Source organism: Synergistota bacterium (assembly GCA_021159885.1).
Lineage (GTDB): Bacteria > Synergistota > GBS-1 > GBS-1 > GBS-1 > AUK310.
This window is the reverse complement of the sequence record JAGHDO010000087.1, coordinates 26,135-51,813: the sequence shown is the minus strand read 5'-3', so window position 1 is coordinate 51,813 and position 25,679 is coordinate 26,135. Positions and strand designations below refer to the sequence as shown.

At 42.8% G+C, this 25,679-nt stretch carries 25 protein-coding genes and 1 riboswitch; of the genes, 9 read left to right on the top strand and 16 right to left on the bottom strand.

Annotated elements, in window-relative coordinates; all coding sequences use genetic code 11:
• Positions 1 to 83: 83 nt before the first annotated feature.
• The 9 genes from pstA to J7M13_08765 all read left to right on the top strand — a co-directional run bounded on the left by pstA (position 84) and on the right by J7M13_08765 (position 11,113).
• A complete protein-coding gene (gene pstA, locus J7M13_08805) occupies positions 84 to 935 on the top strand; it encodes a phosphate ABC transporter permease PstA (GenBank protein ID MCD6364075.1) in 852 nt (283 codons plus the stop codon).
• Positions 917 to 1,675: a phosphate ABC transporter ATP-binding protein gene (pstB, locus tag J7M13_08800; GenBank protein ID MCD6364074.1), complete on the top strand. Its 759-nt coding sequence runs from the start codon at positions 917 to 919 to the stop codon at positions 1,673 to 1,675. Before pstA ends, pstB begins: the two co-directional genes overlap by 19 nt.
• 2 nt (positions 1,676 to 1,677) lie before the next feature.
• Positions 1,678 to 3,282, top strand: a complete 1,605-nt coding sequence (ggt, locus tag J7M13_08795) for a gamma-glutamyltransferase (GenBank protein ID MCD6364073.1) — start codon at positions 1,678 to 1,680, stop codon at positions 3,280 to 3,282.
• A gap of 94 nt (positions 3,283 to 3,376) precedes the next feature.
• The gene (locus tag J7M13_08790; protein ID MCD6364072.1) at positions 3,377 to 5,239 is read left to right on the top strand and encodes a KamA family radical SAM protein; all 1,863 of its coding nucleotides are present in this window, start codon (positions 3,377 to 3,379) and stop codon (positions 5,237 to 5,239) included.
• Positions 5,240 to 5,303: 64 nt separating this feature from the next.
• Positions 5,304 to 6,293, top strand: coding sequence for a tRNA 4-thiouridine(8) synthase ThiI (locus tag J7M13_08785; protein ID MCD6364071.1), 990 nt, complete (start codon positions 5,304 to 5,306; stop codon positions 6,291 to 6,293).
• 91 nt (positions 6,294 to 6,384) lie between these two features.
• Complete coding sequence (locus tag J7M13_08780) at positions 6,385 to 7,257, top strand: MurR/RpiR family transcriptional regulator (protein ID MCD6364070.1); 873 nt, start codon at positions 6,385 to 6,387, stop codon at positions 7,255 to 7,257.
• Between the two features lie 89 nt (positions 7,258 to 7,346).
• Complete coding sequence (locus J7M13_08775; protein MCD6364069.1) at positions 7,347 to 8,336, top strand: TAXI family TRAP transporter solute-binding subunit; 990 nt, start codon at positions 7,347 to 7,349, stop codon at positions 8,334 to 8,336.
• Positions 8,302 to 8,790, top strand: a complete 489-nt coding sequence (locus tag J7M13_08770) for a DUF1850 domain-containing protein (GenBank protein MCD6364068.1) — start codon at positions 8,302 to 8,304, stop codon at positions 8,788 to 8,790. The genes J7M13_08775 and J7M13_08770 overlap by 35 nt, the downstream gene beginning before the upstream one ends.
• Complete coding sequence (locus J7M13_08765) at positions 8,786 to 11,113, top strand: TRAP transporter fused permease subunit (GenBank protein MCD6364067.1); 2,328 nt, start codon at positions 8,786 to 8,788, stop codon at positions 11,111 to 11,113. The genes J7M13_08770 and J7M13_08765 overlap by 5 nt, the downstream gene beginning before the upstream one ends.
• A 51-nt stretch (positions 11,114 to 11,164) precedes the next feature.
• On the opposite strand, the gene J7M13_08760 is transcribed toward J7M13_08765, so the two are convergent.
• The 16 genes from J7M13_08760 to J7M13_08685 all read right to left on the bottom strand — a co-directional run bounded on the left by J7M13_08760 (position 11,165) and on the right by J7M13_08685 (position 25,677).
• Positions 11,165 to 11,908, bottom strand: a complete 744-nt coding sequence (locus J7M13_08760; GenBank protein MCD6364066.1) for an ABC transporter ATP-binding protein — start codon at positions 11,906 to 11,908, stop codon at positions 11,165 to 11,167.
• Positions 11,886 to 12,842: an iron chelate uptake ABC transporter family permease subunit gene (locus J7M13_08755; protein MCD6364065.1), complete on the bottom strand. Its 957-nt coding sequence runs from the start codon at positions 12,840 to 12,842 to the stop codon at positions 11,886 to 11,888. Before J7M13_08755 ends, J7M13_08760 begins: the two co-directional genes overlap by 23 nt.
• The gene (locus J7M13_08750) at positions 12,839 to 13,414 is read right to left on the bottom strand and encodes an energy transducer TonB (GenBank protein ID MCD6364064.1); all 576 of its coding nucleotides are present in this window, start codon (positions 13,412 to 13,414) and stop codon (positions 12,839 to 12,841) included. The genes J7M13_08755 and J7M13_08750 overlap by 4 nt, the downstream gene beginning before the upstream one ends.
• A 154-nt stretch (positions 13,415 to 13,568) precedes the next feature.
• Positions 13,569 to 13,943: a biopolymer transporter ExbD gene (locus J7M13_08745; protein MCD6364063.1), complete on the bottom strand. Its 375-nt coding sequence runs from the start codon at positions 13,941 to 13,943 to the stop codon at positions 13,569 to 13,571.
• Positions 13,940 to 14,851, bottom strand: coding sequence for an ABC transporter substrate-binding protein (locus J7M13_08740; GenBank protein MCD6364062.1), 912 nt, complete (start codon positions 14,849 to 14,851; stop codon positions 13,940 to 13,942). Before J7M13_08740 ends, J7M13_08745 begins: the two co-directional genes overlap by 4 nt.
• The gene (locus J7M13_08735; GenBank protein MCD6364061.1) at positions 14,826 to 15,347 is read right to left on the bottom strand and encodes a MotA/TolQ/ExbB proton channel family protein; all 522 of its coding nucleotides are present in this window, start codon (positions 15,345 to 15,347) and stop codon (positions 14,826 to 14,828) included. Before J7M13_08735 ends, J7M13_08740 begins: the two co-directional genes overlap by 26 nt.
• Positions 15,348 to 15,454: 107 nt before the next feature.
• Complete coding sequence (locus J7M13_08730) at positions 15,455 to 16,576, bottom strand: hypothetical protein (GenBank protein MCD6364060.1); 1,122 nt, start codon at positions 16,574 to 16,576, stop codon at positions 15,455 to 15,457.
• 18 nt (positions 16,577 to 16,594) lie between these two features.
• Positions 16,595 to 18,550 (bottom strand): TonB-dependent receptor, encoded by a 1,956-nt coding sequence (locus J7M13_08725; GenBank protein ID MCD6364059.1) that lies wholly within the window; start codon positions 18,548 to 18,550, stop codon positions 16,595 to 16,597.
• Between the two features lie 100 nt (positions 18,551 to 18,650).
• Positions 18,651 to 18,839, bottom strand: a riboswitch (cobalamin riboswitch).
• A 73-nt stretch (positions 18,840 to 18,912) separates the two neighbouring features.
• On the bottom strand, positions 18,913 to 19,857 hold the full coding sequence (locus J7M13_08720) for a metal ABC transporter substrate-binding protein (protein MCD6364058.1): 945 nt from the start codon (positions 19,855 to 19,857) through the stop codon (positions 18,913 to 18,915).
• Positions 19,854 to 20,675 carry a metal ABC transporter permease gene (locus J7M13_08715; protein MCD6364057.1) on the bottom strand — a complete coding sequence of 274 codons (822 nt, stop codon included), beginning with the start codon at positions 20,673 to 20,675 and terminating at the stop codon, positions 19,854 to 19,856. Before J7M13_08715 ends, J7M13_08720 begins: the two co-directional genes overlap by 4 nt.
• Positions 20,676 to 20,679: 4 nt before the next feature.
• Positions 20,680 to 21,351, bottom strand: a complete 672-nt coding sequence (locus J7M13_08710) for an ATP-binding cassette domain-containing protein (GenBank protein ID MCD6364056.1) — start codon at positions 21,349 to 21,351, stop codon at positions 20,680 to 20,682.
• Complete coding sequence (locus tag J7M13_08705) at positions 21,338 to 21,775, bottom strand: formylmethanofuran dehydrogenase subunit E family protein (protein MCD6364055.1); 438 nt, start codon at positions 21,773 to 21,775, stop codon at positions 21,338 to 21,340. Before J7M13_08705 ends, J7M13_08710 begins: the two co-directional genes overlap by 14 nt.
• Before the next feature lie 61 nt (positions 21,776 to 21,836).
• Positions 21,837 to 22,859, bottom strand: a complete 1,023-nt coding sequence (locus J7M13_08700) for a molybdopterin-binding protein (GenBank protein ID MCD6364054.1) — start codon at positions 22,857 to 22,859, stop codon at positions 21,837 to 21,839.
• The gene (locus J7M13_08695) at positions 22,856 to 23,503 is read right to left on the bottom strand and encodes a nucleotidyltransferase family protein (protein MCD6364053.1); all 648 of its coding nucleotides are present in this window, start codon (positions 23,501 to 23,503) and stop codon (positions 22,856 to 22,858) included. Before J7M13_08695 ends, J7M13_08700 begins: the two co-directional genes overlap by 4 nt.
• Positions 23,487 to 24,248 (bottom strand): cyclase family protein, encoded by a 762-nt coding sequence (locus tag J7M13_08690; GenBank protein ID MCD6364052.1) that lies wholly within the window; start codon positions 24,246 to 24,248, stop codon positions 23,487 to 23,489. Before J7M13_08690 ends, J7M13_08695 begins: the two co-directional genes overlap by 17 nt.
• 4 nt (positions 24,249 to 24,252) lie before the next feature.
• A complete protein-coding gene (locus J7M13_08685; protein MCD6364051.1) occupies positions 24,253 to 25,677 on the bottom strand; it encodes a DUF1116 domain-containing protein in 1,425 nt (474 codons plus the stop codon).
• Positions 25,678 to 25,679 lie beyond the last annotated feature (2 nt).

The window sequence follows — 25,679 nt, the reverse complement described above, 5'->3', positions numbered from 1 at the left end:
TTTCCTGCTTATTATTACAACCGTTGTGGGAATAATTGGAAGATACATCATTAAGAGGTTAAGCGTGGAGGAAGGAAGAAGCCTTGGATAGGAATGGTAATCTTAAGCTAAGATTGCTTAAAGATAAGCTCTTTAAGATATCGATAATAGCGCTTGCTCTTATATCTGTAGCTCCTTTGGTTCTCATTCTGCTTTACATAGCGCAGAGAGGTCTAAGCGTTATAAACTGGGAGTTCATAACCAGTCTACCAAAGCCTGTGGGAGAAAAGGGAGGAGGAATACTTAACGCCTTGGTTGGAACGGTAATAATAGTCGGTATAGCAAGCCTCTTATCCATACCACCAGGCATAGCAGCTGGAATATATATGGCGGAGCAGGAAAAAAGCAGAATTTCAAGCATAGCTAAGCTATGTATAGAGGTGTTGCAAAGCGTTCCATCAATAGTGATAGGTATTATAGCTTATGTGTGGGTTGTAATGCCTATGCGAGGTTTCTCAGCCCTTGCAGGAGGAGTAGCATTAGGAATAATGATGTTTCCACTCGTAGTACGCTCAACGGAGGAAACCATAAAACTTATACCAGAATCCTTAAAGGAAGCAGCTTTAGCGCTTGGAGTACCATATTATAGAGCCATATTAAGAGTTATTCTCCCCGCAGGATTAAGTGGGATACTAACGGGAATCTTGGTTGGAATAGCAAGAATAGCGGGAGAAACTGCTCCCCTACTTTTTACCGCCTTTGGCAGTCCATATTTGAACATCAATATATTTAAGCCCATGAGTTCACTTCCTCTGCTGATATTTAACTACGCCACAAGTCCATATGAAGAATGGCATAAAATAGCATGGGGAGCTTCCTTCGTACTTGTAATGATGATACTTATACTTAATATAATAGCGAGGGTGATGGCTAAAAGATGGAAAACGAGATTTTAAGGACGGAAAATTTAAAAGCATATTATGGGGAACAGCTGGTTTTGAAGGGCATTAGCCTATCCTTTCCCCAAAATAAGGTTACCGCAGTTATGGGACCGTCAGGATGCGGCAAGACAACTTTTATAAGATGTCTAAACCGTATGCATGAGCTCTCTCCTGACGCTAAGATCGAGGGAAGAGTTCTCCTTCAAGGCAAGGACATATATACCATGGACCCTATGCTTGTAAGGAGGAAAATAGGCATGGTATTCCAACGTCCAAATCCCTTTCCTACCATGAGTATATACGATAATGTTATCGCAGGATATAAGTTAAACGGTATAAAGCTTCCCAAAAGCGAGCTTGATAAAATAGTAGAAGAGTCTCTCAAAAAGGCAGCTCTTTGGGATGAAGTAAAGGATCATCTGCATAAAGTTGGCACTTTCCTCTCAGGAGGACAACAGCAGAGGCTATGCATCGCGAGAGCGCTGGCCATGAATCCAGACGTTCTTCTCTTGGATGAACCTACTTCCGCTTTGGATCCTATAGCCACTTCGAGAATAGAGGAGCTTATTATAGAGCTTAAGAATACTGTAACTGTAATTTTGGTAACGCATAATATAGCCCAAGCTGGCAGGGTATCCGATCTAACTGCTTTCCTTTACTTGGGGGAACTCGTGGAGTTTGGCCCTACGAAAGGCATGTTTACCGCACCAAAAGACAAAAGAACGGAAGAATTCCTAACGGGGAAATTTGGATAAAGATGGAATTCTCTGCTCTTTCATATAGATATCCCTCAAGAAGAAACGTCGTATATGCTAAAAAGGGAATAGTAGCAACATCTGTCCCTTTGGCAGCACAAGCAGGAATAAAGATTTTAGAACGTGGAGGCAATGCTATAGATGCAGCGTTAGCTACCGCAATATGCCTAACCGTGGTTGAGCCAACAAGCAACGGTATAGGAGGAGATGCCTTCGCTATAATTTACCAAGATGGAAAAATCCTTGGGATAAACTCAAGCGGTCCAGCCCCCATGCTTCTTAGCGCTCAGAGACTTCTCGATCTGGGACTGAGGAAAATGCCTAAGTATGGTTTTACACCGGTCACTGTTCCTGGAGCACCTGCAGGCTGGTTCTACATATCCAAAAAGTTCGGCAAGCTTCCTTTTAAAGACCTATTTGAACCTGCCATAGAATACGCTGAAGAGGGCTTTCCCGTATCCCCAGAAGTAGGAAAGGGATGGAAAAAAGCCTTCGATAACTACTCAAAGCTCTCTGGTGAGGAGTTTACCTTCTGGTTTAAGACCTTTTGTCCAGAAGGTAAACCACCGGAACCAGGAATGATAATTAAATTAAAAGATCATGCCAAAACGCTTAGAAAAATTGCCGAGAGTAACTCCAGAGATTTTTATGAGGGAGAGCTCGCTGAAAAGATAGTCTCATTCTCCGAAAGATATGGTGGTTATATAAGAAAGGAAGACTTGGCCTCTTTCAAACCTGAGGAAGTTAATCCCATAAGTATCAATTACAGAGGCTATGAGGTTCTTGAACTTCCCCCTAATTCTCAGGGAATAGTAGTCCTGATAGCTCTGGGAATACTTTCTGGTTTTGATCTTCCGCCAGCAGATACCCCGGAAGCTATTCACCTCCAGATAGAAGCTATAAAGCTCGCTTTTGAAGATGCCTTCACTTTTATATCAGACCCTCGCTTTAAAGAGATTCCTATAGAAGAACTCCTCAGTGAAGAGAGGCTGAAGGCCAGAAGAGCCCTTATAGGAGAAAAAGCTTATATTCCAAAAGCAGATAGGGTCAAGGAGTTCGGAACGGTTTACCTTGCTACTGCTGATTCTGAAGGAAATATGGTTTCATTCATACAAAGCAATTTTACGGGATTTGGCTCAGGACTTGTAGTTCCAGAAACCGGAATAGCCCTTCACAACAGGGGGTATAGTTTTAGTCTAAACCCCAAAGACCCTAATTTCTTAGAGCCAGGTAAAAGACCTTACCACACTATAATCCCCGGTTTTCTGATGAAGGATGAGAAACCTATTGGTCCCTTTGGAGTAATGGGAGCCTTTATGCAGCCTCAGGGACATCTCCAAATTCTATGTAGAGTTATTGATTGGAAAATGAATCCTCAAGAGGCTTTAGATGCCCCAAGATGGCAGTGGAAGGGAGAAAGAAAAATTTACATAGAGAGGGGCTTTAAAGAACACATAGCAGAAGCTCTTTTAAGTATGGGGCATGAGGTCTATTTCAGCGATGATGCCTCCTCCTTCGGAAGAGGACAGATGATCTGGAAGCTCCAAAATGGAGCCTTATTGGGCGCCACTGAACCCCGCGCTGATGGACACATAGCGGTAATTTAATTTTATTTCAGCCTCTATCCTCTATTGACAAAAAAACTTCTCTATGTTATCTTCTGTGCAGAAATTTTTGCAACATATGTGGAGGTGAAGCGTTATGGAAGTGGCTCTGAAAAAGCCCCCTCAGGATGTTGAGGAAATTAGGGAAGCTTTAGATACTCTCTGGAAGGAAAACCCCGAAATTAAGGAGATGCTCTCAGAAAGCAAAACTCTGGAAGAAGCACGAGGAAAGCTCCTAAGGTATCTTAAAGATCTGGAATGGAAGTATAGAAGCGGAGAAATAGAACTTCATAAGCTGGACTACGCACAAGCCCTCGAGAGCATAAAAGCTTTAACCAACATCATATCGCCGAGAAACGAGAGGTTGGCTGGATTTAGCACACTGGAGATACTCCGCAAGTTAGGTAAGGGAGAGCTTGTAGATGATCTGGAACCCGGCTTTGTCAAGGAATTTATATACGCTTTTAGAGGAGCAAAAGGAAGGGCTAACTTCAGCAAGGGATGGATATGGGAAAAGCTTGAGGAAAAGGGAGCCAAGCTCGTAGATTTCAGTAAAATCAAGGGGAGAGCAGCAGGAATAGCTCGCTCAAACTATCTTGATAAGCTTTCAGAAGCAGTTTGGGAGTTCATAAAAAGACACCCATCAGGTCTTGACGAAGAAGTAATAGAAAAAAGAAAGAAAAACAGAGAGAAAATATTAAGCTACTTTGGCGGCAGTGAGGAAGACTGGTACGACTACAGGTGGCACATAAAGCACATAATAAGAGGCAAGGATAGCTTAAAACACCTTAAAGCGCTCGTTCCTCTAACCAAGGAGGATGAAGAAGCGATAAGAATAGCTGTTGAAAACGATATTCCTTTCGGCATAACTCCATATTATCTTTCCCTTTTTGACTTCGAAAGAAGCGATAGAAAATATGACCACCAGGTCCGCTCACAGGTTATTCCTCCACTCCACTATGTAAAACTGATGTCAATGCACAAAGAAGATAGAGAATATTACTTCGATTTTATGGGAGAGCACGATACATCTCCCATCGAGCTTGTCACAAGAAGATATCCTATGATAGCTATACTGAAACCTTATGATACATGTCCTCAAATATGCGTATATTGTCAAAGGAACTGGGAAATAACTGGACCAATGATGCCGGGAGCCCTTCCTCCTAAGGAGGATTTAAACAAAGTCCTCGACTGGTATGAAAATCACCCCCATATAAAAGAAGTGTTAATAACGGGAGGAGATCCTTTCGTTCTTGGGAATTCTCTGATAAAATATTTATTAGATAGATTAGCCAAAATGAACCATATAATTGAAATAAGATGGGGAACCAGAACTCCAGTTACCCTACCTATGCGGATCACTGATGAGCTTGCAGATCTTATCGGTAGCTACATAGAGCCTGGAAGAAGAAATATTTGTGTCGTCACCCATGTTGAAAGCGCATACGAGATCACCCCAGAAACAGCCGAAGCGGTGATGAAACTCAGAAAGAGAGGGATATACGTTTATAATCAGCTTGTATATACGCTTGAAACCAGTAGAAGATTTCAAAATGTAGCAGCCAGAATAGCTATGAAGCTCGTTGGCATAGATCCATACTATACCTTCTATCCTAAAGGCAAGGAAGAAACCAAGGACTATCTTGTTCCAGTAGCAAGAATATGGCAAGAGAGAAAGGAAGAAGCTCGTCTCCTGCCAGGACAGTTTAGAACTGATGAACCAGTCTTTAACGTGCCTCGTCTTGGAAAGAATCATATAAGAGCATGGCAAGATAGAGAGCTTCTTGCTATATATCCTAATGGCAGACGCATCTATATGTGGCATCCTTGGGAAAAAGGCGTTGCGGAAGTTGAGCCGTTCATTTACTGGGATACATCTATAGACAGATATCTTAAAGAAATGGAAAAAAGAGGCGAGGATATCAAGGAATACGAAACGATTTGGTACTATTATTAAATAAGATACTTGGGGATCGATGTGAAAAAATGCATCGATCCCCCTCAGATAAAAGGAAAAGAAAATGTCTTCTTGTGAGATAAAGGCTGTTTTACTGTTCTCAGGCGGTTTAGATAGCATAATAGCAGCTCAGCTTCTTAGAAGTGAGGGAATACAGGTCTTTCCCGTCTTTTGTTCCTCACCCTTTTGGAAAAGCGAGAATGCTAAAAAGGCAGCAAAGGAACTAAATCTTAATTTAAGGATAATTGATGTTGGTGAGGATATCTGGGATAGGGTTAAAAATCCCAAATACGGCAGGGGTAAAGGCGTAAACCCATGCATAGATTGTAAAATTATGATGCTTAAGAAAGCTAAGCAATACATGAAAGAAATTGAAGCTCACTTCGTCGCAACGGGAGAGGTTTTGGGAGAAAGGCCTATGTCTCAAAGAATAGAAGCAATGAAAATTATATCTCGAGAAAGCGGACTTAACAACCTGCTATTGAGACCACTTTCAGCAAAACTACTGCCACCTACTATCCCTGAGGAGAGAGGCTGGATCAAAAGGGAAAATTTATTAGACATCAGTGGAAGATCTCGTAAAAAACAGCTGGAGCTAATAAAACTATGGGGTATCGATTTCTTCCCTTCACCAGCGGGAGGTTGTATTTTAACTGACCCTGTTTTCTCAAAAAGGGTTAGGGACCTTTTAAGACACGATCCTGAAGCTAATCTCAGTGAAGCAATATTACTCAAGTTCGGAAGACATTTCAGATTGATTGGAGATGTAAAGCTTGTTGTTGGAAGAAACAGGGAAGAGAATGAGAAGTTGATGGAGCTCCTTTTACCAGGGGATTTTCTTCTCAAAGTAGAGGGATTTCCAGGACCGATAGCTATCCTAAGAGGCAAGAAGATTTCTCCTTCCGTTCTTGAGTTAGCCTCTGGAATAACTTTAAGATATAGCGATGCTCCTGAAGACACGGTACAGGAAGTCAAGGTAACCAGTAATGGCAAAGAAGCCACCGTTATAACACGCAAGCTATCCCCTGAAGAAGTCAAAAGATGGATGATATAAGCATTCTTGACAAAAATTTCCCTTTATGGTATTTTGTTTGTAGAAAATTTTTCAGTAAAACCACTTTACAACCTCTAAGGAGCTGGATCAGTTGCAACATAAGGAAAAAGAAAAGGACTTACTCACAAGAATAAGAGAGAAGCTTCCAAAGCTGAGTCCCCGCCAGCGAGTTGTTGCAGAGTATATTCTTCAAAACTATACCAAAGCTGCCTTTTTATCAACGTCAGCCTTAGGAAGAGCCACGGGAACAAGTGAATCCACAGTAGTAAGATTAGCCGTGTCCTTAGGATATCCAGGGTATCCGGAAATGCGTGCCGCGATGCAGGACCTTGTAAAGGAAAGATTAACAACCTTGGATAGAATATACTCCCCCGTTGAAAGCAGTGAGGAAAATGTACTATGGGATGTTTTGCAAACAGATTTCGACACGCTGAAGAGAGCCTTTACTGAAATCTCGGAGGAAGATTTCCTTCAGGTTGTGAAGCTTATCCTCAGTGCTAATTCTATATATATTGTTGGACTACGAAGCTCCTATTCATTAGCACATTTCTTAGGATTCTACCTAAGCTGGTTTTTTAAGAATATACACGTTGTAGGGAGCAACATTGAGGGAACTTTTGAGGTAATGGCATCAGTTGAAAAAGGCGATTTGATAATAGCCTTTGGCTTTCCGAGGTATACCCGAAGAACATTAGAACTATTAGCACTGGGAAAGAAAAAAGGGGCTAAAACGGTAGTCATAACAGATGAACATTCCCCTCTCACTCAATACGCCGATATTTCTCTTATAGTCCCATTTGCTCAAATAAGCGTTGTTGATTCCTTCGTTGTTCCCTTTAGTGCGTTAAACGCTATAATTGCTCTTATAGCAGTGGAGTGCAGAGAAAAGATCAAAGGAAAACTCGAAGAGCTTGAGCACATTTGGCAAGAAAACAGGGTCTATTGGGTTGAAAAAGAGGAATAAGGAGGTGATGAGCTGAGCCGAGCACGGGCGTTTTTACTAAAATCAATATGTATATCATGTAAAACCTGAAACGGGAGGTGGGTTGTAGCATGAGGAAGATAGTAGGTATAGCGGTAGCAGTTGCTTTGCTCCTGGGTGCATTGATTCCATTTAGTTCCACTGCAATTGCAGCTTCTAAGTATGAGGTCACCATCTACACCGGATCTGGACCGGGTAGCGTCTACTTCGCAATAGGTTCCATGTTCGCCAAAGTCCTTAATAAGAAGAGTAAGATAATCTCCGCAAAGGGTGTCACGAGTGGAGCAAGCGTCGCGAATGCAAGAGCTATCGGAAAAGGTGAAGCTCAGGTTGCCATCATCCAGAACGATGTTACTTACTATGCGAGGAAAGGAATTGCACAGTTCAAAGGACATCCAGTTAAGGACCTTAGAGGTATTGGAACGCTTTATCCCGAGCCAGTCCAGATAGTCGTTAGAGCGGACAGCAACATTAAGACGCTTCAGGATCTCGTTGGTAAGAGAGTTGTCGTAGGAGCTGCCGGTAGCGGATGTGCGCAGACCGCCGAGAGAGTTCTCAAAGCCGCTGGAATATGGGACAAGATCAACAAGATTTACCAGACCTTTGAGGAAGCCGCTCAGAGCCTTGTGCTTGGCCAGGTGGATGCTGAATTTACCGTTATAGCCTTCCCAGCTCCTGCTATAAGCATGATAGCGGTGAAAGTTCCCGTGCGTCTTATACCCGTTCCCGATAGCGTCATCAACAAGCTCCATAAGCAGGGCTATCCCTTCTACGTAAAGGTAGTTATACCGAAGGGAACCTACAACGGCATGGAGGAAGATACTCCAACGATAGCGGTCAAGTCCACACTTGTTGTGGATAAGGACGTTCCCGATAATATCGTTTATGAGCTGACCAAAGTATTCTTTACCAGCATAGATGACCTTGCAAAAGCACACCAGGTCGCCAAACAGATAAAGATGAGCAAAGCTTTTGAAGGACTTATGATTCCGCTTCACCCCGGTGCCATAAAGTTCTATGAGGAACATGGCCTTAAGGTACCCGCTAACCTCAAGCCGTAAGCAAAAGTTTATAGTAATCTTAATTCTATCGCTCGTCATAATAGCGCTACTGCCAATAAGCGCTTTAAGAATCGAAACTAAAGAGGGGACGTTTTACTGTCCCCTCTTTAGTTCTACTATAACGATGATAATATCTTACACCCACAGCGTATCCCTTACGAAGGTGGTGGATATCTACAAAGTTAATAGCAAGGGAATCTGGGCGGTAGAAGAAAGATGGCAGCAGTTTGATGCAGGACAGCCTCTCGATTTTCAAAAAGCGGAAAACGGTTTTTTTATCAAAAAGCTCAACATGTTCATGGGAAAGGAATGGAAATACTGGTTTATTCCTCTCAATAATGTATCTATAAGAATGAATTCCGATTTTATTGTGCATGATATGAAAAGAGAGGGAATCGTAGACTTTGCGGTAGTCAAAGTCCCTCTTATTTCCATACTTGCTGGGGGGGATTGAAGTGGAAAAAGAACTGGAGAAAATAGAGAAAGCAGAAGAGAAAGTAAAGGTCATCCTTGAAAGAACAAGGACCTTACCGCCTAAGCTTGACTTCATCGTTAAGCTCGCTGCAGTAGCAATGGGAGTTTACGAAATCCTTTTCATTTTTAGATTTAACTTCTCCCTTTACGACCTTTTATCACGTTTAGGATTAAAAATTCAGATTCTCCAACATGGTTTTCAGAATAAGCAAGGAGAAGCTTTCGTTCTCGGAATGATCTTAGTTATAGCCTTTTTACTATATCCGTTCAGACGAAAGGAAAAGTATCTTAAAAAAGTTTATTTCTATGACTATCTCTTCATAATATTGGGTTTAGCAAGTATGTTCTACATGTTTGGCAGATATCCGACTTATATGGTCTACTACTTCGTCCACAAGTGGGATATAGTATTCGGTCTAATAGCTATAGCTCTGGTTCTTGAAGCAACAAGAAGAAGCTTAGGTTGGATACTTCCGACAATAGTTCTCGTCTTCTTAGCGATAGGAATAGATGACACAAACTACAACTGGTCAAGATTCGTTCAATACCTTTATCTTGATCAGGGAATTTTCGGAATTCCATTTTTTGTTATGACGATTTACGTCTTCGCCTTTATCTTCTTTGGTGCCTTTTTGCTTAAGATAGGAGTCAGCGACTATATAACCCAGCTTATGATCTCACTCTTTGGGGCCAGATCCGGAGGACCTGCAAAGGCAGCGGTAGTGTCAAGTGGTTTAATGGGAACAGTAAGCGGAAGCTCTGTAGCAAACGTCTTAACCACAGGGACTTTCACGATACCTCTTATGAAAAAAGCTGGCTATCCTCCGGAAACAGCCGGTGCCGTTGAACCAGTTGCTTCCACAGGTGGACAGCTTATGCCACCTATTATGGGAGCTGCAGCGTTCATAATGTCTCAGTTTTTGGGAATTCCTTATAACAGGATAATAATCGCTGCGGTTTTACCAGCTCTAATATATTATGCCGGTGTTTACATCTTCATAGATCTCGAGACTAAAAGGTTAGGGCTTAAAGGGCTTCCAAGAGAAAATTTAACTCCAGTATCCTATTTCATAAGAAAGCTTTATATACTTCTTCCAATCATAGTTATAACCGTAGCCCTCGTTTGGGGAATAGCTCCACACATAGCAGCAGTTTCTTCACTTGGCATAGCCATATGGGTTGCCTGGATCTCCAAAGATGAGATTCCTGGGCATGAGCAGCTTTACACCACCATCGTCCTAATTACCGTTTTACTCATGTTTACGGGAGCAACCTTGGCTAAAGTCACCTCAATCGTGTTGGGAGTGCTTGCTGTACTTCTCCTCGCTCTGGGATTAAGATCAAAACATGTCCAGTTTAACGAAAAGTTCTTTATAAGCATCCTTTTCTTAGCCTTTATCGCCTTAACTAAGCTCACTGGCATAAGAAAAGAATCCATCTTATTCATGAGCGGAACTTTCGGTATCATATTCTCCCTTCTCGTCGGATATTTCTCAAAGAGTGAAGAAGGCAAAAAGATGTATAAAGCCACATTTGAATCCATGATAGATGCAGGTAAAACAAGCACCTCGGTTATGCTTGCCGCGGCGAGTGCTGGCCTAATACAGGGAGTTCTAACCATGACAGGACTGGTTACCAGCCTTGGCTATAAGCTTATAGACCTTACCGGTGGAATACTTATTCTCCTGCTCATTATGGCAATGGTCTTTAGCCTTATTCTCGGCATGGGAGTGCCTACTACAGCAAATTACGTTATAACATCTCTTGTTGCAGCCCCAGCTATTTACAATGCCGTAGCTAATACGAGCGGAATATATGTTCAGAAAGTGTTAGGATATGGACCCCCAGTAGCACTGCTTGCAGCTCACTTTTTCGTATTCTACTTCGGAATTCTCGCCGATCTCACGCCACCGGTAGCCTTGGCATCATACGCGGGATCAGCCCTCGCAGGCGGAGATTTCTGGCAAACCGCGCGGAACTCGGTAAAATACGCGTTAGCCGGATACATAGGCCCATATATATATTTCATGCATCCTAAGATGTTTCTGATAACGGTGAACTCTTGGAGTTTCTCTATAGCCCTGGAAATAATATATTACCTCTTGGCCACCATACTTGTCATGTACATGTTCGCAATAGCGATCACGGGATACCTGAGAGGAAAGATAAAACTATGGTTACGCTTAGTCATAGGGGCTCTCGCCTTCGCAGCAGCATCATTAAACATAAGTATAGTGCTATTCAGCCTTGCCTTAGTGGGAGGCTTATGGTTCTTCAGAAGGAAAGCGAAAGCAACCGTATAAGGCACCCCAAAAAGGGGACTTCTCAGCAAAGGCGAGAAGTCCCCTCTATTTTTAATATACTAAGTGTGGAATTCCATAGGCGTTGCATTTCTTTACTTTAACCTCATATATATCTTCCACGAGCTCAGGAGTCATAACCTCAAGAGGAGGCCCCAAAGCCTTTATCTCCCCATTTTTAAGGAGCATAACGATAGAGGGGCCCCTAAAAGCCATATTGATATCGTGAAAAACGGATATTATACTCATTCCATCCTTAAGAAGCTCTTTTAAAAGCTCAAGAAGCTTGAGCTGATACTTTAGATCAAGATGACTAAGTGGCTCATCAAGGAGAAGCAACCTTGGCTTCTGAGCGAGAGCTTTAGCTATTATAACCCTCTTAAATTCCCCTCCACTGAGCGAAAGTAGCTTTCTCTTCCGCAATTCCTCAAGACCGAGCTTTTTAATTGCCCACTCTATCTCTCCTATATCCTCTCCACCATGGGGGTACCGTCCCATCGCAACTGCTTCTTCTACCGAAAAGGGAAAGTTAAAATCAATCCGCTGAGGAACCACGGCAACTAATCTCGCTCTTTCCCTCGGCGCCATAGATATTAGATCTCTTCCCTCCAGAGAAACTTTTCCACCCATGGGACGCAGCACCCCAGATAGAACCCTTAAGACAGTGCTCTTCCCAGCACCATTGGGTCCTAACAGAGCCAAAAACTCTCCTTTCCTTAGAGTAAAGCTTATATCTTTTAAAACTATTCTCTTAGCATAACCTGCAAATACTCCCTCAACCCTGAGTATCTCTTCCATAGTGCTTTTTTAAAAGGAAAATGAAAAAGGGAGCTCCCCCAAGCGCCGTTATTATACCTACTGGAATTTCTGCGGGAGATATTAGCTCCCGTGCAAGGAGATCCGCGAGAACCAAGACAGCTCCTCCCAAGATAGCAGAGGCAGGAAGAAGAGTCTTGTGATCTGGACCGAGAGATATCCTAACCATGTGAGGAATAACTAAACCAACGAATCCTATTATTCCGCTTGATGCTACGGAAGAGGCCGTCGCAAGTGAGGCAAACACTATAACGATCTTTTTAACTTTACTGATATCAACCCCCATCTGCACCGCATGCTCATCTCCCCAGAGCATTACATTTAGCTCATCAGAATATCTTAATATAACCAGGGTTGAAAGAATAATAAGCGGAAGAACCTTAAGCAGAGTTTCCCATGAAGAGAGACTTAAGTTCCCCCACAACCAGAAGAGAACTCCATGAATACTCCTTCCAACGAGATATAAAAGGAATCCTAAAACGGCAGATAAAAGGGCATTGACCGCCACCCCTGCAAGGAGAAGCCCCTCTGTTGATAAGAATCCTTCCCTTAATGCTATCCTGTAAACAAAAAAGAGAGAAAGTAGCGCCCCGACAAATGAGCAACCTCCGACTCCCCAGCTCAGTCCAAGCAGGATCCCTACGGAAGCTCCAACAGCCGCTCCCGATGATATACCTAAAAGATAAGGATCAGCAAGAGGATTTCTAAATATAGCTTGTAAAACCGCTCCAGATATGGAGAGTCCAGCACCAACTGAAAAAGCATTGATAACTCGCGGCACTCTGATTTCCCAGAAAATCGGGGAACCGTTAACGATATCCTTAAGCTTTAGATTCACTGCACCCATAAAGAGCGAAGCGAGTATCGAGCTCAGGAGGATTCCTCCGATAATATAAGTGCTCCACCTCTTTATCATCTTATCCTAAAGACTATTCTCTCTCTCACCACGCTTCTTACAGGTTTTCCGTTTCTAACGGCAGGGATAAACTTCCACTTTTTAACCTCTCTAACCGCTGCCTTATCAAGAACCTCATATCCCGACGACTCAACAATCTTGACCTTTCCTACGCTCCCATCTGGTAAAACCTCGATATCGAGTACAACTGCCCCCTCGTATCTCATCTTTCTCGCAATTATGGGATATCTCGGCTTGGTGATTTTAAGCGGTTTTGGAGGAGTCAACCTCGATACTGCCGAGCTTGCCTCACGCTTACCAAAGCTGCCACCCTCCTCCTTTCTCTTTTCGGAGCCCAGCAAAGACGCACCCTTTGAAGCAGCTTTCGCGTCAGCTCCTTTTTTCTTCTTCTTTTCCACAGCGCTTGCTCTCCTTACTTTCGACAAATGACGACGCTTTTGCCTGACCTTAATCTTGAGCTTTAAACTTACCACAGTACTTTTTAGAATATTCCCCTCTAAATGCAAGCTTCGAACCTGCGGCAAATGAACCTTTTCTCCTGCATTGCTTCCTCTACTCACCTCTCCCTTCATCTTAAACTCTCCATTGATTTTTAAGCTCTTAGGCCTTGGAAGCTCTACTACATTAACCCATATCGCCGATGGAGATCGTGCTAACTCAAAGCGTGGCAAAAAGCCCAGGATAATGAGATGACATAGAAGAGACAAACCAAGAAAGAAGCAAAATTTAACGCTCTGGTTCAACGAGTAAGCCCACCTTCCCCACGCCGTTCTTTTTTAGAGCATTAAGAACAGATATGATCAGCCCGTATTGAGCTCCCTTATCTCCCTTTATGAGGTATATCTTTCCTCGCCTCACCCTCACCTTATGAATGAGATCTGGGAGAGACACTCTTTCTTTTCCAAGAAAAATACTACCCTCACGCGTTATCGTAATTATGATTGGCTTTTTCTCCCTCATTGGGGAGGAAATTGCTTTGGGGAGCTCAACCCTGATTGCAAAAGGAATAAAAGCAGTTGTCAGAACGAGAAATATGACGAGTTGAAAGATTATATCTATTAGTGGAGTTAGATCCAGAAAGCCGTTTTCTCTTCCACTCAATCTCTTTCTGCCCATCTTTTAAAGATATTATAAAGATTCTTTATTCCATACACTATCCTCGGTGATAACCTGAAAAGCAAATTTGCCTCGACTTCATACACATCGTCTTTTTCAACCGCTTTTATCCCTCTCCCCTTAAGCATCTTTAAAAGCCTTTCTTTACTTAAGCTCATGCCACCTTTACCCCCAGCGACAATTATTATATCTGGTGATTCTTTAGCGAGATTTTCTATGCTATATAGAGGAAAGGGAGCCGGCAAGGAGGATGTTATGCTCTTTCCTCCCGCTATTCCTATAAGCTCATGAATGTAGCTTCCCCTACCAACTGTAACAAGAGGATTATCCCATATAGCCATGAAAACCCTGGGGTGCTTTCTAAGATGCCTTCCCTTTTCCCTCAATCGATATATCTTTTCCTTGATCCTTCCAACAAGATTTTCCGCGCTTTTTTTCCTCCCAGCGAGCTTTCCAAGCACCTTTATCTCATAATAGAGTCTTGAAAGCTTATCGAAGAGCCTGAAAGTAAAGCAAGGCACCTTTAGTTTTCTTAGGCGCTTTACTATCTCCGCGTGAATATTAGAAATTCCTAAAACTAAATCTGGCTTAAGATAAAGTATCCTTTCCAGATTAGGGTTTGAGAACCCCCCAACTTTAAAGATCCTTTTCACCTCTGGAGGGTAATCATCGAAGGTTGTTACACCCACAACCCTATCACCGGCACCTATTGCAAATAAGGTTTCCGTAATAGAAGGAGCCAAGGAAATTATCCTTCTTGGAGGAGATTCTAATTTAACCACATTGCCAAGAGAGTCTTTTAAAGCAATTGGAAACGTGAAGGCGATTTTTGTAAAGAGCAAAAAAGCGAAAAGTAGAATAGCAATTCTACCTATCAGATTTTGCCTTTTCAATTAAGACCTCCTCTCCTATTTTAAGAAGCTCTTCCTCTCTGCGAGAGACTAAGGAAGAAAGAAAGCCATGCATGAAAACAGCTGGAATGGCAACTGATAGCCCAAATACCGTCGTTATAAGAGCAACCCAGATTCCTCCCGCGAGAGCCTCTGGATCACCAAGCTTTCCTTCAGAAACCTCTTTAAAAACCTCCACCATTCCCAAAACGGTACCAAGAAGTCCAAGGAGAGTGCTTACTCTCGCTATTAAAGAAAGCGCTCCAAGGCCTTTCGAAAGCCTCATTGCTTCCCCTTCAACAAGAACCATTAATATTTCCCTTAATTCCTTAATATCTCCGGAAAGTCCCTCTATTTTTCTTCTAAAACGCTCTATTATTTGACGCCTTTTAAGTAGATAAAACAAGCGTTCTAAGAAAATCGCTAAAGAAAGTATAGAGCAAATAAAAATTGGATACATTAACGGACCGCCCTTTTCAAACCACTCCAATCTTCTCACGTCCTCCCAAAACAGTTTAAGGCAGGGGGGAGGAAAGGTCAAGGAGCTTTCCTCCCCACCCAAAGGGTAATCTATTTTAAAACGGTGAGGAAGTGGTCGTTCGGAGATTAATCAAAGGCTGATATATCAGCAGAATACGGTGGATAGCCCAGATTTTCCTCCGGAATCTGATCGACGATACTCTCCGAGGCAGGATCGTATATAACAAGCCCTCCATCCCCCGCTCCTGTTCCTCTATCAAGTATGAGAAGATATCCAGATACAGGATCATATTTTATCGAAGTTATATATCCTCCACTATAAATGGGATCAGGATCAACTTCACCGGTTTCGAGATTCAGCTTATAAACCTTAAAAACGGCTGACGTTTCCCATTTGCCTCCCAGCAAGTATCCTTTTCCATCAGAAATTATCTCAATGGCATATATATCCATACCCTCATTTTCCAAAGGAGCGCTGATTAACTCATTGACCTCAGCGGAGTTCACATCTATCACATCTATGACATCATCAGAAGCGTCAAAGTAGTTTCCAAGCTCTGTAACATAGAGCTTACCAGCATAGTAATCTATATCCTGAGGATTCTTCCCACTAAGCTCTATTGAGCACGATACCTGATCGCTATTGGTATCTATGGCAACTACCATACCCATATCGTACGAGTAGGTTTCCGAATCCATCCTCTGAAGCGTAACGAAAAGTTTTCCATTAACATAAGCTCCCTTATCCATGTCAGGGATACCATCTGTATCATAGGATGACAAATCTATCTCACCCAGATCATCACCAGTAAGGGGGTTAAACTTCTCAACATATGATTCGCCCCATTGTATCGCATAGGCAACTTCATCGTTCAAGAAAACCACATCGTGAACGTTCTTGCCAAGGTTATACTCCTTAAGAGGAGTTTCCCACGACCCAGCCTCATAAAGATGCACGGGAGATGGAACCGTTCCCCAAGAGGGTCTTTCTATAAGCAGAACATAATTCCCGCGAGTTTTTGCTATTGTGTCCCCACAGAAACCAGAAAGAATGCTTGAAGAAACCGTAAAATCCCCGCTTTTCAGATCCACCGTAGAAACGTTTGCCGAGGTATACCCTGCATCAACGCCAACAACGACAGCAAAAAGATTGCTCGGAATCCATGAACCGCCTCCTGTACCGCAACCCCATAATGCTGTGAACGCTAACAGAACTAAAACCACCAATGACGCTAATTGCTTCTTCATGCTAAAGGAACACCTCCTTTAGAAGCTTTTTATATAGCTTAAGTAAAAGCTCCTTCCGACAGGCGGATAATCCGCCATTCTCTCTGGCCCGAAGGAAGAAGCTGGTATAACTTTGAGGACCTGATTATCTGTAATATTCTTTATAATGAAACTTATTTTTTCTCCCTTAGAGATAAAATATGAGAACCCCAAATCTAAGCTCCACCAATCGCTAAATTTAACCAACCCTCCGGTATCGAAGTAATTCTCCCCCACATATCTTCCTTCTACAAAAGCGTTCCACCTTCCCGAAACACGACTTAATCTCACGCTTAAACTATGTTTGGGTCTATTAGGCAAGGGTTTATTTTCCCTATACCCGGATGACTTATTAACCGCGTTCATGTAGGTATAAGACACGCTGAACATCCACCCGTTTTTAAAAGCCTTGGAAAAACTAAGCTCAATCCCCTCTATTTCCGCTCTTCCTATATTTTTGTAATAAGCGTATCTGGGGTTAGCCATCACGAGCTCAATAAGGTCATCCACATCGCTTCTAAAATAGGTTAGATACCCAGAAAAGAGAGGAGTTCTATACTCTACTCCAAAATCAAAATTTTTCCCTTTCTCATTTTCAAGAGAAGGATTAGGCAGGATAAAAGCTCCATCCCCAAATTTCTCGTAAAAATCAGGGACTCTCACATATTTTCCCCACGTTGATTTCAAACTCCATCTGTCGCTTAAGGAGTATTTCAGCCTCATGCCATAACCAAGGTGATCGCTGCTTGATGAAAGCTTCCCACCGCTCTCACTCGAGCTAAGCCATCTAATCCAAGGTATCAATAGTAAATTGCCAGATGAAAGCGTATACTCAAGAGATAAGATCGACGCTTTCTTGTAATAGCTATGGATCTTATTAAGGGGAGACCATACGGATGAGGTTATATCTCCACCTGGCTTCAGCTCCTCTAAAAAAGTCTCAAAGTGAAACTCAAGCATCGAGTTCTCTCCTAAAACGCGATTTAGAGAAAAATTTAAGCCAATTTTTCCCGAATTGTACCAGTTATGCTTTTGATTGGGCCACCCAAGATCACCTCTCGGGTTCCAGAACTCTTTACGGGAAAGGAGAAAGTAAAACGAAGCTTCTCCAACCGTTTCCTCTGAAAAACTGAAATCTCTCGAAACTTCCCCTATAAACCGGCTTAATGAAAGATTCGAGTGAGACATACAATCTTCCCTATCATCCCCGGGAGCAGGATTAGGGAGCTCTCTGCGCTTAGCAAAATAGGCAAAAAACAGCTTGTTTCCATTTACATCTTTAGAAATTCTTATATCTGAAATTCTATAAGCGTTGTTTTTCCTTCTCGTGTTATAATCGTCATCCGAAGTATAGGGGGTACCGTTATCGTTATGGTAAGGATAGTCTCCCTTGCTGCTTTCCAGATCAAGAGAAAGCAATCCTTTTCTTAGTTTTCTTAAGATCTCAAGTCGGTATGTTCTAAAAGAACCAATCGCAGCTTTAGCAGTATTAAATCTGGCATCCTTCTTCGTTATGATGTTTATCACTCCTCCTATCCCAGCAATGCCAAAACGGACGGGAACGCTTCCCCTATAGACCTCTATTCTTTCAACAGCGTTTAATGGAATCGTTGATAAATCCACCGCATATTCTCCCCCCATATTCATCAAAACTCCGTTAAGATAAACTGCTACTTGTCCTGCTGTGCTTCCCCTTATAGAAATTACGGTATAAGCGCCTCGCCCACCAAGCCTCGTCACTCTGACGCCTGGTATATCAGAAAGCAGATCACCAAGATCCTTAAATTCACCCTTATACTGGTCCGGAAATATCACAGAACATGAGGAAGGCTCATCTTCAAGATAGGAACCATAAACTTCCATCGTGCCAAGCTCAAAGACCTGCGCCTCCGTAGTTTGAGCCCCTGCAAGAAGAATAAAGAAGACACACATCATAGCCATTTTTCTCAAAAGCACGATGTACCATCCTCCTTAAGATCCCAAAGAATAGGGGTCCGGCTCCTGTAAAAGAACGAGAGCCGGACCCCTTACCTTTTGCTCCTTCACCTCCCGCAGGAGCCCCTTTACCTCGCCGAGCCGGTCTCCGGGCTCAGGGATCTACCTACTTAACCCGCCTTCCCAGAAGCACTCACGCTTCCAGTGGCACAACGGGCCTTTCGTCCCCCCTTACCGTGGGCGGGAACCGCGCCGGATTCTCACCGGTCTTCCCGTTCACCCGACAAGGACAATATGTATGCTTTTAGACATGCTTATTATATCACCTATAATCAATTTCGAGAACCCTCTGAAAGAGTGCCCTGACAATCTATACCTCAAGCTCAGCGCCTTCTAAGAAGCATAAAGCTCTCTATTATAACTATTCCGAGAGCCACGGCTGAAACCGCTTTCCAAAACTTTAATCTGCCACTAAGGTCACTTATCTCAGCCTTGAGCCTCGCTATTTTTCTAACTTGGCGTCTGTATGCTTTCACTCCATTTAGCACCTGTTTCAGATTGTGTTTTATCATCTCCACTATGTTTTTAACGCCTGGGAGAGATTCCGGAAAGTTGGTCAAAACCACATGAACCGCTCCTACTTCCGCCGAGATTCTTCTTCCCATTGATATCCCGCTTTGCAAATTATCTATAACTAACATCACCTTTTTGACCCTTCCAACAGCTATAATTCTTTCCACCTGAGAAGCACTCATTCTCTCTGGAGGAGGATAGGTTGCAAGTATGGAAACTCCAAGCCACTTGACAAAAGGAGCTTGCCATTTCATAACAATCGCTTTTATATCTCTCAAGCTTTTCCTCTCTTTACTTACCAACTCTTCAAGTGAATCAAGCTTTTTCAGCACCTTAGATAAATTACTTTCTATCTCTCCCGCATACTCTGGCAGTATAGGTTTCAGAGCATCAGCAATCCTTCTATAAAGCTCCCTTGCAAGCTCTGCGGTATTCCATCCACCACCGATCTTAATAACCTTAGCAGATATCTTTTCTATCCATGGCTCAAACCCATGAGCTAATACTACCCTCGCCTTTTTTATTGCCTCTACGTCACTGGGCTTAAGATCGAAATGAGCAGGACAGGAACCTGGCGGAACCAGCGTTATAACCTTAACCTTCGCTCCAAGGAGATCCTTAACCACACTACCAAGCACGGTAGTAGTTGTAGCAACTATTGCCTTTTCTCCACGCTCCTGTGAATAAGAAACACCACTTATTGAAACGATCAAAAAGAGCATTAGTAAAACCGCTAATGAAACTCTCCCCCTCATTTAATACACCTCCTTAGGATTACCCTATACCTCTTGGGAGAAAGCAAAACCGATCCGAAAAAGAGAGCAGCTGATAAAAGAGCTATAGAAGAGCCAAGGGGGAAATCAAATTTAAAGGAGAGAAAAACTCCTCCCAATACGGCAAATATCGAAAAGAGAGGAGCCATCCAGAAAAGGGTTCTAATTCTGTTACAGAATTGAAGAGCAGACGCTGGAGGAACCACCAATAACGTGTATATTAAAAAACCACCAACAAGTCTTAAAGAAACAGCAACCACTATAGCTATCATAAAAAGAATCGTATAAAAGAAAGGCTTGGTATCGATTCCAGCCGCTTCCGCAAGTCTTCGTGAAATAAGCAGTGCTTCAAATTCCTTAAAGAAGAGAAGAATCACTCCCACTATTATACCTAAAATCCACACGAGAATTATAATCTCATCGTGAGTTATACCCAGGACACTGCCCCAGAGGAGAGAAAGAATTGATCTATCGAAAGCAGAAGAGGGCGATAAGCTTAAAAAGATAAAACCAAGAGCAAGCGAAAGATTAAATAAAACTCCCAGAATAATTTCTGCATGCAACTTAGCTTTCTCACTCAGGGGGCCAAGCGTAAGTGCCATAAATAAAGAAGCGATAAGAGCCCCTGTAAGAGGATTAGATTGGAAAAACAGAGAAATTGCCGCACCAGCAAAAGCAGCGTGCGATGTAGCAAAACCAACTGAGGTAAGCTTCATCCTAACAACGAAAACCCCCAATATAGAGCATGAAATTCCAGCAAGCAGGGATGCAACTATAGCAAACCTTAGTATATCAGACACTTCCTTAATCTCCTACAATCCTTCCAGAATCCATTTTTACAGGCTTTATCTTACTCAGATCGATTTCACCATATATGTGAGAAACGATTACTATAGTCTTCCCCTCCCTATTTAACCTTTCTATAAGCCTAATAGTCTCTCTCCTCGCATTCTTATCAAGATGAGACAAAGGCTCATCCAGAAGGAGAATCTCTGGATCTTTTACAAGAGAGTATGCCAGCAAAGCTTTTTGCTGCTGTCCTCCGGAAAGCTTTCCCACAGGCCTGTGAGCAAGATCTAAGATACCAAGCATGTCCATAACATCATAGACTTTCATTCTTTCAGAGTAAGAGGGATATCTCAGCGGACCATATTTCGCGTTTAATCCCATCATTATCAAATCTTCCACAGTAAAGGGGGTTAGCGGATCGAATTGAAAATCCTGAACAACGTAACCCATTCTTCTCCGCAAGGCATGAGCGTTTCCATTAACCTCGTATCCCTTATATATAACCTTTCCCTTAAAAGGCTTAAGGAGACCATTAATAGTTTCAAGCAAAGTTGTTTTTCCAGCGCCATTAGGGCCATGAACAAGAACAAAATCTCCCTCTTCTATAAGGAGATTTATATCGTAAATGGCAGGGCGTCCCTCTCCCTCATAGGCAACGGATACATCAATAAGCTCAACATGCTTCAACGCTGAAAATCTCCTCCCCAAGTTCCATCGCCCTTTTAGCAGCTTCCTCAACGGAGGTTTCATCGGTCCACTTCCTAAACCTCTCCTGAATTTTGAAGGGAAGGGACAGAAAAATCCTTTTCTTATCACATATAGCCAGCACTCTAATGTCTTTCGAGGAAGATGGAACAAGAACGATGTTCCCCTTGCCAAGCGTGCAGCCAGTTGAAACCTGCAATCCATCTAAAAGACAAGTATAGGGAGTAAAGGCTGGAGACTCAACAATGAGCTTTAAATCAGAGTATCCTCTTGCAGACAGAGCTCGAAGTATATACATACCCATTCTTAAGCCCGCTACCAGGTAGGGTCCCTCATGCCCATGAAAATCGACTGCCTTATGCCATAGCTCATCAAATGAAATTCCACTCTTTTTAAGCCATTTCAAGCGATTCACCTCGCTTTTGTGCTACTCACTAAGCTAAAAATAGCACAAAAGCGAGGGGGTGTCAAGCTTTGCCAAAAGGACAGCAAGGAAAATGACAAATATCACAGAGCCAGCACAAGCCTCCATAACCAAGCTCAGCTATATCTTCAAATGTTACCCTTTCTCCGGCGAGAAGTCGAGGAAGAATTATATCAAAAGCGGTTGTCTCATAGTATATAGCTGCCGCAGGAATTCCTATAACAGGTTTTTTATCAAGGTACCCTAAGAGAGTCATAGCACCTGGTAGAAGAGGAAAACCATATCTTTCCACGTTTACCCCCGCACGCTTGATAGCCGTGGGAGTCATATCCTCTGGATCAACCGACATACCACCTGTACATATCAGAATGTCAGAATCGCGAGCGAAACTAACTATGGCTTCAGCTATTCTTGAGGGATCATCCGGGAATATCCCTACATTTATTACATCAACGCCGTAATTCAAAAGCTTTTTTCTCAGAGTTGGTTCAAAGGCGTCTTTTATTCTCCCCTCGTATACTTCCTTACCGGTTATTATCAGCGAAGCTCTTTTTAAAAGATAGGGCTTTAAATGAATCAGAGGTTTAAATCTTTGTGCTATCTCAATAGCTTCATGAAGATCTTTTCGTTTGCCTATAAGAGGTATAAGTTTTACCGAGGCTATAAGTTGTCCGCTCCAAACAGGAATATTTCCGTGAACTGTGCTTAAAACATAATCTCCAAGCATATTTATCTCTTTAACGGCTTCTCTATTTATCTTTATCAGACCAGAGCACTCTGAGAAAATCGAAACCTTTCCCTCCACAGGCTCACTTATTCTCAAGTTATCACCTATAATAGCCTGCGCTAAGGCAAGAGAAGCATCGTTTTCATGAACTTCATTGTCCGATAATTCAATAACATATATGTATTCCCTTCCCATGCTTCTTAAGATGTCTATATCTTCAGGAGATATAACATGACCTACCCTAAAACGCGGTCCCTTAAACTTACCCGGTATTATCTGCGTTAAATCATGCGCTAAAGGCAGTCCTATAGCGTCCTCAATCTTCACCTTTTTTATCATCGCTGAAATCTCCCCTTACTAAGGAGGATCAAGTCCTCGGGCCGATCTATATCGAAAAGCTCCCCCGAGGGAATTTCAACTCTACCAACCTCTTGAGGATATTTTTTTATTATGCTTCGTCCCCCTTCATCTCCTCCAAGGCGAATAAGCTCCCGCCTCCACTTCATCGAGAAGAGGGTAGGAAGCCCCCCTTTTTGAGGAGCCACTATGCTCCACCTCCCGCTTTCAAAGGCTTCTTTTATCAAAAAGAGCGTCCTTTGTGTTAAAAGAGGTTGATCAATGGGAAGAAAGAAAACCGCATCACACCCTCTTAGACACCTAACCGCAAGCGAGACTGATGAACCTATTCCCCTTTTATAGTGAGGATTGTATACCTTCAGAACCTCTAAAGGAAAGCGAACACTTTTTAGTATCTCTATTAGATAAGCACCAAGCACAACTATCCTTTTTGAGAAGAAATCAGCTCCCCCCACAAGATCCAAGGCTATTTCAAGGAGGCTTTTTCCACCAAGCTTTAATAACTGTTTCGGGGAACCAAACCTTTTTGACTCCCCTGCAGCAAGTATAACAGCAGCATATTTAAAGGTTGGGAAAGATGCCCTCTTTCTCAGCTCTGACGATTTAAATTTACTCCTCAAACTCAAAGGCTACAACTCTGCAGAAAGCAGATTCTCCACCCTCAAACTTCCACGGGAAAACGCCAAGCATCACTCTTTTATTAAGGAGTTTATCTATCTCTCCTCCCACATTTTCAACGTGAAGAACCCCCTTGGGAAAGAGGTAAAGATGCATCATCTGATACATGCTTGGAGGAAAGATCTCATCTAAGGGACGCCCTAACTTTTTCTCCGCCTCGGCTGCTATCTCGGGTTTAAACTTTCTTAGTATGGTATTCATTGGATGATCCGCAGAACCACAATCCACAAGTATCATCTTTATCTTCATATCGAGCACCCAGTCAGCGAACTCCTTATGAGGTCCAGGATGTTTATAGAAATACTTTATCTCGTCAGCTTCAGGCTGATCCCACGCATAGTGATGAAAACCGGTATGAATAACGAGCATATCTCCTTCCCTTATTTCCACCTTTTTAGTAAAGTGCTCAGGCCTATAGATCTCATACTCTCCTACCTCATCACTTATATCAACGATAACCGCTGGCCCGAAAAGCTCATCGAGAGTAAGACTCGCAATATCTCTTCCATTCGGAACGAAATGAAGCTGTCCATCTAAGTGAGTTCCAAGGTGATTGCTTGTCGTGATAAGCTGACCATTAGCCCCATGAAAGCTCAACCTCTTAAAATATTTCACCTGAAGAGGCTCATAAGAGGGCCAAGGTGGAGTATGTATACCAGTGGTTTGGGTTAGATCATACAACTTTACTTTCATAATCTCATCCCTCCTTCGATATATGTTCCTCTATAAACGCCTTTAAGGCGTCTTCAAAGCATTTCATTGGAGCCTCAACTAACCCGGCTCCTACCTGCCCAACTCCGGGATTCTTATGGGCTATTCCTGTATTAATGTTAGGTGTTATTCCCCTTTCCACAACCTTAAGAAGATCTATTCCCGTGGGCGTACCTCTGAAATCCAGATTGGGTATCAAATAGGAGGTGTTTTCAGCAAGGGTTATCTCATACATTCTAAGCGTAAAGTTAAAAGCATCCTTAACGGTTCCTCCCACGAATCTGACAATAGCCGGAGCGGCTGCCATCGCGAATCCACCAATTCCAGCTGTTTCCGTAATAGCGCTATCTCCTATATCTGGATTGGCATCCTCATCCGTGTATCCAGGGAAATACAGTCCTTTTACCTTTGGAGCTGGAGCGGTAAACCACCTATCCGGCATAGAACTAATCCTTATTCCAAAATCGGTTCCATTGCGCGCCATTGCTATAACGAGCGTGCTCCATCTGATCCCCGAAGCCGCTTCTAAGGAACACTTACAAGCAGGCATTGAAAGGTTGAGGAAGAAATGATCATTAGAATTTATGAAATCTAAAACGCTCGAAACTACTTCTGAAGCAAGCCCAGCCTTCACAAGAGCAGGAGCTATCTCTCTTATAAAAAGCGAAGTTCCAGCCTTATTCCTGTTATGACATTCATCTCCCATTTGAAGAGCCTGAGCTATTAAAGTCTTAAGATTTATTCTTCCCCTAATCTTGAGAGCTTCATTGAGTGCTGGTGCCAATGTTTTCTCCATCCACTTCAATCTATCTATTACTTCAGGCGAAAAAGCTCCATATCTTAAAACCTTTCCCAACCCTTCATTCAGGGTACAATAAGCTCTTTTCCCACTACTTTCTTCCTCTATTATCCAGACAGGCATAGAGGGAGTTATAACACCTGCCATGGGACCAACAGCATCGTGGTGATGGCAAGGAGAAAACTTTATTTTCCCTGAAGACGCTATTCTTTCCGCTTCATCCTTATCCTTGGCTAATCCCTCATATATAAGCCCCCCTATTATCGCCCCCTTCATAGGACCACACATTCTATCCCACTCAACTGGAGGACCTGCATGCAGAAAAGTCCTCCCATCCATGTCCGGAATTACCTCGATCGCCTTCCTCAAACCAACAATGGTGGGCTGAGCATCAAGCAAAGCCCTGATAGCTTTATCATTCGCCTCGTTTATCTTGTCCTTATAAGGCTCAAGTCTGTCTAAAAGCTCTATAAGATCCTCATTTCCAAGTGCTGGTGGCTTCCAATCAACGTGAATGACGCTTACTCCCTGCTTCTCCAGGTCTTTTGCAAATCCCTCAAGACCAAGGTTTATAATTTTTAATTCCCTTCCAAAGATGTCCTCTATAGCCATAA